6 protein-coding genes and 1 riboswitch are annotated in these 7,321 nt (G+C 72.6%); of the genes, 4 read left to right on the top strand and 2 right to left on the bottom strand.

Annotated features, from left to right (window positions below; all coding sequences use genetic code 11):
- The coding region (locus ADY01_RS30030) for a YibE/F family protein (protein ID WP_078900737.1) at window positions 1–1,330 on the bottom strand (1,330 nt) is incomplete at its 3' end.
- Between the two features lie 73 nt (window positions 1,331–1,403).
- Window positions 1,404–1,515, top strand: a riboswitch (TPP riboswitch).
- On the opposite strand from ADY01_RS30030, the gene thiC reads away from it, so the two are divergent.
- The 3 genes from thiC to ADY01_RS30015 all read left to right on the top strand — a co-directional run bounded on the left by thiC (window position 1,507) and on the right by ADY01_RS30015 (window position 4,935).
- Window positions 1,507–3,147, top strand: a complete 1,641-nt coding sequence (gene thiC, locus ADY01_RS30025; protein WP_049579753.1) for a phosphomethylpyrimidine synthase ThiC — start codon at window positions 1,507–1,509, stop codon at window positions 3,145–3,147. It overlaps the preceding riboswitch by 9 nt.
- A gap of 92 nt (window positions 3,148–3,239) precedes the next feature.
- Window positions 3,240–3,536, top strand: a complete 297-nt coding sequence (locus ADY01_RS30020; protein WP_049579751.1) for a putative quinol monooxygenase — start codon at window positions 3,240–3,242, stop codon at window positions 3,534–3,536.
- A gap of 28 nt (window positions 3,537–3,564) precedes the next feature.
- Window positions 3,565–4,935, top strand: a complete 1,371-nt coding sequence (locus ADY01_RS30015; RefSeq protein ID WP_049579750.1) for a VWA domain-containing protein — start codon at window positions 3,565–3,567, stop codon at window positions 4,933–4,935.
- A gap of 31 nt (window positions 4,936–4,966) precedes the next feature.
- Here the strand turns inward: ADY01_RS30015 and ADY01_RS30010 are convergent, their stop codons facing one another.
- Entirely contained in the window at window positions 4,967–5,944 is a 978-nt protein-coding gene (locus ADY01_RS30010; RefSeq protein ID WP_107081870.1) for a glycosyl hydrolase, read from the bottom strand.
- 145 nt (window positions 5,945–6,089) lie between these two features.
- Here ADY01_RS30010 and ADY01_RS30005 point away from each other — a divergent pair.
- Window positions 6,090–7,321, top strand: a 1,232-nt coding sequence (locus ADY01_RS30005) for a hypothetical protein (protein WP_049579748.1), incomplete at its 3' end; no start/stop codon positions are given.

Here is a 7,321-nt window from a genome sequence, read left to right as displayed (position 1 = left end):
GTGCTCGCGGCGCTCGTGGTGAGCGCGGCCCCCGCTCCGCGCCCACCACGAGCGCCGCGAGCACCGTGGTCACCGGCACCGAGGCCACCAGGCCGATCGACCCCACCAGCGTCCTGACGATCTCCTCGGCGACCACCTCGCTGAACGCCACCGTCTCCACGCCGCTCTGTGCGATCGAGAACAGCAGCAACAGCGGTAGCGCCGCTCCCGCGTAGGCCAGCACCAGCGTGTTGACCACCGACGCGATGTGGTCCCGGCCGATCCGCATCCCCGCCCGGTAGAGCTTGATCCAACTCGCGCCCGGCTCCGCCTGCTTCAGCTCCCAGACGGCCGAGGTCTGGGTCACGGTCACGTCGTCGAGCACGCCGAGCGAGCCGATGAGGATCCCCGCCAGCAGCAGGCCCCTGATCTCGATGCCCGGGTAGAGACTGTGCACCAGCCCGGTGGTGTCGTCGGTGTTCCCCGTCAGATGCGCCCAGCCCATGAACGCCGAGCCCAGCAGCCCGATCAGCAGCAGCGAGACGAGCGTGCCCAGAACGGCGACGGAGGTGCGGGCGTTCACCCCGTGGCACAAATACAGCGTCACCAGCATGATCACGCTGCCACCGATCACCGCGACGATCAGCGGGTTCGAGCCGTGCAGGATCGCCGGGAGGATGAACGCCGTCAGCACCACGAAGCTGACCACGAGCCCCACCAGCGCCAGCAACCCCCGCAGCCGCCCCACCGCGACGACGGCGAGCGCGAAGACGGCGGCGAGCACCAGCATCGGGACGGTCCGGTCGACATCGGTCACGCTGTACTGCAACTCCGCCGGCGCGTCCGGCGCGTGGGCGACGATCACCTCCTGGCCCGCGTCGTAGCGCTGCGTCGAGTCCGGCGGCACCAACTCGGTGAACGTGCGCCCCGCGTCGGGTCCCGACGTGACCTCGACCGTCGCCTGCTCGCAGCGGCCCCCGACGCCCTCGGCCACCACCACCCCGACCTCCTCGCAGCTCACCTCGGTGACCTCGGTGACCCGGGCCTCCTCCAGCTGCTGGTCGAAGCCGACCCCGGTGTGCTCGTGCTGCTCCGGCGTCCCGTCCGGCCACAGCAGCGCCACGCCGGCCACCATGGCGACGGCGAACGGGATCAGCACCGCCGCTATCAACCGCCGCAACTGGCGCGAGACCGGCGCCACCGGGCCGTGGTGGTGGGCGTGGCCGTGCGGGGCGCCGGGGGCCGGGCCAGGGGTGTGGCCGCGCGCCGGGGCAGGCCCGTTCCCCTGTCCGGGGACCTCTCCGGCGGCGGGGGACGTGTCCGGGGCGGGGCGCGGGTCGTGAGCCGTCACGCTCCGATCATCGCGTAAGAATCACGGCCCTCTGTTCAGCACGCCCGGTGTGCCGTTAGCGTGGGAGCGCGAGTTTGCACATCGCGGGAGCTCCGAGCACGGGGCTGAGAGGGCGCTGAGGCTGCGCCGACCGCCGAACCTGTTACCGGGTAATGCCGGCGTAGGGAGTAGGTCTCATGACCAAGCACGACGACACGCGCATGTCGGTCAGCGGCTCACACAAGGGCTATGTCACCGGATCCCGCCCGGACCTCAGGGTCCCCGTGCGGCGGGTCCACCTCACCGACGGGAACGCGGTGACGCTCTACGACACCTCGGGCCCGTACACCGACCCCGACATCCCCACCGACGTCCGCCGCGGCCTGCCGCCGCTGCGGAAGGACTGGATCGCCGAACGCCGTCCCGGGGACGGCGGCTCCGTCACACAACTGGCGTACGCGCGACGCGGGCAGATCACGCCCGAGATGGAATTCGCGGCCATCCGCGAGAACGTGGCGCCGGAGTTCGTCCGCGACGAGATCGCCGCGGGCCGCGCCGTCCTGCCCGTCAACGTCAACCACCCCGAGTCCGAGCCGATGGTCATCGGCAAGAACTTCCTGGTGAAGGTCAACGCCAACATCGGCAACTCCGCCGTCACCTCCTCCATCGAGGAGGAGGTGGAGAAGATGACCTGGGCCACCCGCTGGGGCGCCGACACGGTCATGGACCTCTCGACCGGCCGCGACATCCACACCACCCGCGAGTGGGTGCTGCGCAACTCCCCCGTCCCGGTGGGCACCGTCCCGATCTACCAGGCGCTGGAGAAGACGGGCGGCAGGGCCGAGGAGCTCAGCTGGGAGATCTACCGCGACACCGTGGTCGAACAGGCCGAGCAGGGCGTGGACTACATGACGGTTCACGCCGGCGTGCTCCTGCGCTACATCCCGCTGACCGCGCGCCGCAAGACCGGCATCGTCTCGCGCGGCGGCTCCATCATGGCCGCCTGGTGCCTGGCCCACCACCGCGAGAGCTTCCTGTACACGCACTTCGCGGAGCTGTGCGAGATCCTGCGCGCCTACGACATCACGTTCTCGCTGGGCGACGGCCTGCGCCCCGGCTCGATCGCGGACGCCAACGACGCGGCGCAGTTCGCCGAACTCCGCACGCTCGCCGAGCTGAACCGCGTCGCCAAGTCCCACGACGTCCAGACGATGATCGAGGGCCCCGGCCATGTCCCGATGCACAAGATCAAGGAGAACGTGGACCTCCAGCAGGAGCTGTGCGAGGAGGCCCCGTTCTACACGCTCGGCCCGCTGACCACCGACATCGCGCCCGGCTACGACCACATCACCTCCGGCATCGGCGCCGCGATGATCGCCTGGTGGGGAACGGCGATGCTCTGCTACGTCACCCCCAAGGAACACCTCGGCCTCCCGGACCGCGACGACGTCAAGACCGGGGTCATCACCTACAAGATCGCCGCCCACGCGGCCGACCTCGCCAAGGGCCACCCGGGCGCCCAGGTCTGGGACGACGCCCTGTCGGACGCGCGCTTCGAGTTCCGCTGGGAGGACCAGTTCAACCTGGCCCTCGACCCCGACACGGCCCGCTCGTTCCACGACGAGACCCTCCCGGCCGAGCCCGCCAAGACGGCGCACTTCTGCTCGATGTGCGGGCCCAAGTTCTGCTCGATGAAGATCAGTCAGGCCGTGATGAAGAAGTACGGCCCCGACGCGTCGGAGGAGCTGAGCGAGGAGGAGATCGAGGCCGGGATGCTGGCCAAGTCCCGGGAGTTCGCCGAGGCGGGCAACCGGGTCTACCTGCCGCTGGCCGACTGACGCCGCTGCCGTGGGGCCGGGGGACCGGGCTCCCGGTCCCCCGGCCCACGGGCTCCCGGCCCACGGCCCACGGCCCACGGCATGATGGCCGCATGTACGGATACATCGGGACCATGCGGGTAAGGCCGGGCAGGCGCGACGAGGTCGTGGCCCTGCTGCTGAGGTCGGTGGACGAGCTGCGGAACGCGGGCTGCCGCTCCTATGTGGTGGGCCTGGCGGCCGACGACGAGCAGGCGATCGTGGTGACCGAGGTGTGGGAGTCGAAGGAGCACCACGACGCCTCCCTGGACCTGCCCGCGGCGAAGGCCGCCATCGGCGAGGCGATGCCCCTGCTCACGGGGGAGTTCACGCGGCGGGAGACACATGTCGTCGGCGGACTGGGTGCCTGACCCGGGGTCCACGGGGCAGACTGGCCGGATGACTGGCATAACCCTCAGCAAGGGCGCGAACGTTCCGGTGGCGGCAGGTGCCGTCCGCGCCGTGCTCACCTGGACCGCGGGCGGCGCCGGAGCGCCCGACGTGGACGCGTCGGCGCTGCTGCTCACCGGGGAGGGCCGGGTGCGCGACGACACCGACTTCGTCTTCTACAACCAGCCCCGGCACGCCTCGGGCGCCGTCCGGCACGCGGGCAAGGGGCAGGGCACCGACACGGTCGACGTGGACCTGGCGGCCCTCGAACCCGATATCGAACGGGTGGTGCTCGCGGCCTCGGCGGACGGCGGGACGTTCGGCGCGCTGAGCGGGCTGCGGATGGCGCTGCTCGACGCGGGGACCGGCGCCGAGCTGGCGCGTTTCGACATGACGGCCACCAGCGAGACCGCGTTCGTCAGCGGGGAGCTGTACCGGCGGAACGGGCAGTGGAAGTTCCGCGCGGTGGGGCAGGGGTACGACACCGGCCTGGCCGGGCTGGCCACCGACTTCGGCATCAGCGTGGACGAGGAACCGCCGACTCCCGCGCCCCCGGCGCCCGTCGCGCCCTCGGCGCCCGCGCAGGCGCCCGCGCCCGCGCCGGGGCTCCGGCTGACCAAGGGCGAGGACCGGCTCCCGGTCGACATGCGCCAGCAGCTCTCGCTGCGCAAGGAGAAGATCGCGGTCAGCCTGGAGAAGCACGGCGCCGCCCCCGGCGTGCGGGCCCGGGTGATCCTGGTGCTCGACGCGTCGGGGTCGATGACCAAGCTGTACGCCAAGGGCGTGGTGCACGGCGTGGTCGAGCGGATGGCGGCCGTGGCCGCCTCGCTGGACGACGACGGCGAGATGCAGGCGTGGACGTTCGCCTCGGACCCGGCCAGGTTGCCCGACCTCCAGCTCGGCGACCTGCCGCAGTGGCTCTCGCTCCACGTCCGCGTCGGCGAACTCAGCCTCTTCGGCAGGCGGAAGGGCACCAGAGGGCTGGCCCCCGGCCAGGTGGACATGTCCCGCGTCGGCATCCAGAACGAGGAGCAGAAGGTCATCGAGGACGTCCGCCGCTACGTGCGCGAGCACCCGGTGAACGACCCCACCCTCGTGCTCTTCTTCTCGGACGGCGGGATCTACCGCGACAAGGAGATCGAGCTCCAGCTGAGGGAGGGCGTGAAGGAGCCGGTCTTCTGGCAGTTCGTCGGGCTGGGCCGCTCCCGCTTCGGCGTGCTCCAGAAGTTCAACACGCTGCCCGGCCGCCCGGTCGACAACGTCGGCTTCTTCTCCGTCAAGGACATCACCAAGGTCACCGACGACGAGCTCTACGACCAGCTGCTGTCCGAGTTCCCCTCGTGGATCAAGGACGCCCGGGGCCTGGGCATCCTCTCCTGACCGCCGGTGGGGCCCGGGCGGCGCGCCGGGCTCACCGGTCCCCGGCGAGCGCGGCGCGGAAGACCGCCGCGGCGCGCGGGTTCTCGTCGCAGCGCCAGACGCCGTGCGGGCAGTAGTCGCTGATCGTGTGGTAGAGCGGTCTGCGCTCCTCGATCCAGGCCAGCATGCGGCGCATGTAGGCGGGGTTGTCGCCGTTGCGGTAGAGGCCCCACTCGGGGAACGACACCGGCTTGCCGTGCGCGGCGGCGAAGTCCGCGTGGTGCTGGAGCCCGTAGGGCTGGGTGACCTGGTCGTCGAAGTCCTCGCCCGGCGGCTGGTCGTAGGAGTCCATGCCGATGATGTCCACCACGTCGTCGCCCGGGTAGCAGCGGTCCCAGGCGATCGCGTCCAGGCCGCGGCTCGGCGCGAAGTCGAACTGGAACCGCTGCCCGGCGACCTCCCGCATCGCCGTCACGATCCGGCGCCAGTACTCCCGCCACGCGCCGGGGTCGGGCGCGCAGCGGTGGGTGTACGTCGTTCCGTTCATCTCCCAGCCCAGCACGATCACGGCGTCGGCGAGCCCGTGGCCGACCAGGCGCTCGGCCAGGGCGCGGAAGTGGTGGTCGAACTCGCCACGCGCGCCGGCGCGCAGCAGGCGTGCGACCTCGCGGTCGGGGAGCCCGGCCTCGTTGCGCTCCAGCATGGGCACGTTGAGGACGAACAGCCGGTCGGCGTCGGCGGCGCGCCACCGCGCCCAGGGGCGCAGGAAGTCGGGGCGGCCCCTGATGTTGGACCACAGGTCGCCGGGGAGGTAGGTGTGGCCGACCGTCATCGCGGTGCCGTCGAGCCACCGCTCCAGGTGGCGGGAGCGGCGGACGCCCTCGGGTCCCGAGCCGAGGAAGGCGCCGAACGAGGAGGCGCTCGGCAGCGTGGGCGCGCTGCCCTGCCCCGGCGTGGGCTCCGGGGTGAACGCCCCGGCCGTGGTCGCCAGCAGCAGGCCCAGGGCGGCGACGCCGAGTCCGAACGGCATGGAGGTCTCCTTCCGCGGTGATCAATCCGACATTAAGCACACGATCCGACCAATGAGCTGGGCGAACGCTTTCCGGTAGGCCGATCGAGGCGTCGGCTGGCCGGTGCGAGGCGCTCGCGGGTGACGGCCGTTGAAGATCATTCGTATGTCACCGCTCGACACCCGGGTGCCCGCGCTGCTCCTGCGCCTGGACCGGAATCCGTTCCACCACGGCGCGCTGGGCGCGATCAGGTCGCTCGGGAGGGCGGGCGTGGAGGTGCACGCGTTTGTCGAGACAGCGCGCACGCCCCTCGCGCGCTCCCGTTATCTGCGCCGCGCGCACGTCTTCGCGGGGGATGCCACCTCCCCCTCCGAGGTGGAGCGGGCCCTGCTCGACGCCGCCGGGCGCATCGGCCGCCCCGCCGTGCTGATCCCGATGGACGATATCGGCGCGATCACCGTGGCCGGGATGGCCGGGCGCCTCGGCGGGGCCTTCCTGCTGCCCGAGCTGCCGGAGGGGCTGGCGGAGCGGGCCGCCGACAAGGCGGAGCTGGCCGCGCTCTGCGCCCGGCTCGGCCTGCCGCACCCGACCACCGTGGTCCCCGGCGGCGCCGCGGAGGCGGTGGCGGCCCTGCGCGACCTGGGCCTGCCCGCGGTCGCCAAGTGGAGCCGCCCCTGGCTGCTGCCGCCGGGCTCGGGGCTGCGCAGCACCACGGTGGTGACCAGCGCGGAGGAGGTCAGGCGGCTCTGCGCGCAGACGCCGCGGGCCGGCAGCCGCCTGCTGCTCCAGCGGCTGGTTCCGGGGCGGCCGGGCGACGACTGGTTCTTCCACGGCTGCTTCGGCGCGGGCGGCACCTGCCTGCTGGGCGGCACCGGGCGCAAGGAGCTGTCCTGGCCGCCGCGCGCCGGGCTGACCGCCGTGGGGAGCTGGCTGCCCAATCCGGCGCTCGCGGACGCGGCGCGGACCCTGGCGGGCGGCCTCGGCTACCGCGGCGTGCTCGACCTCGACTTCCGCCTCGACGCCGCCACCGGCGTCTACCACCTGCTGGATTTCAACCCGCGGCCCGGCGCGCAGTTCCGGCTGTTCACCGACCGCTCCGGGCTCGACGTGGTCAGGGCGCTGCACCTGGACCTGACCGGGCGGGAGGTCGGCCCCCAGCGGCCCGCGCTGGGCAAGGTCTTTTGGGCGGAGAACTACGGGCTGCTGGCCTCCGTCGCCGCCCGCGGGCGCCGGCCGGGCGGGAGCAGGGGCCGGGGCACGGGCCGGGGCGGGGACGTGGAGTGGGCCTGGTACGCGGCGGACGACCCGGCCCCGTTCTGGGCCATGGCACGGAGCTGGCTCGGGCGGGGCCTGACCAGGGGCCTGGCGAGCGGGCTGGCGAACGGCATGACGCGGGG

It is taken from the genome of Streptomyces sp. SBT349 (assembly GCF_001083795.1).
Classification (GTDB): domain Bacteria; phylum Actinomycetota; class Actinomycetes; order Streptomycetales; family Streptomycetaceae; genus Streptomyces.
This window is presented reverse-complemented; position numbering and strand designations above follow the sequence as displayed.

Coding starts and splice junctions, on each gene's coding strand:
- thiC (WP_049579753.1), top strand. CDS start 1,507: ATGACCAAGCACGACGACACGCGCATGTCGGTCAGCGGCTCACACAAG.
- ADY01_RS30020 (WP_049579751.1), top strand. CDS start 3,240: ATGTACGGATACATCGGGACCATGCGGGTAAGGCCGGGCAGGCGCGAC.
- ADY01_RS30015 (WP_049579750.1), top strand. CDS start 3,565: ATGACTGGCATAACCCTCAGCAAGGGCGCGAACGTTCCGGTGGCGGCA.
- ADY01_RS30010 (WP_107081870.1), bottom strand. CDS start 5,944: ATGCCGTTCGGACTCGGCGTCGCCGCCCTGGGCCTGCTGCTGGCGACC.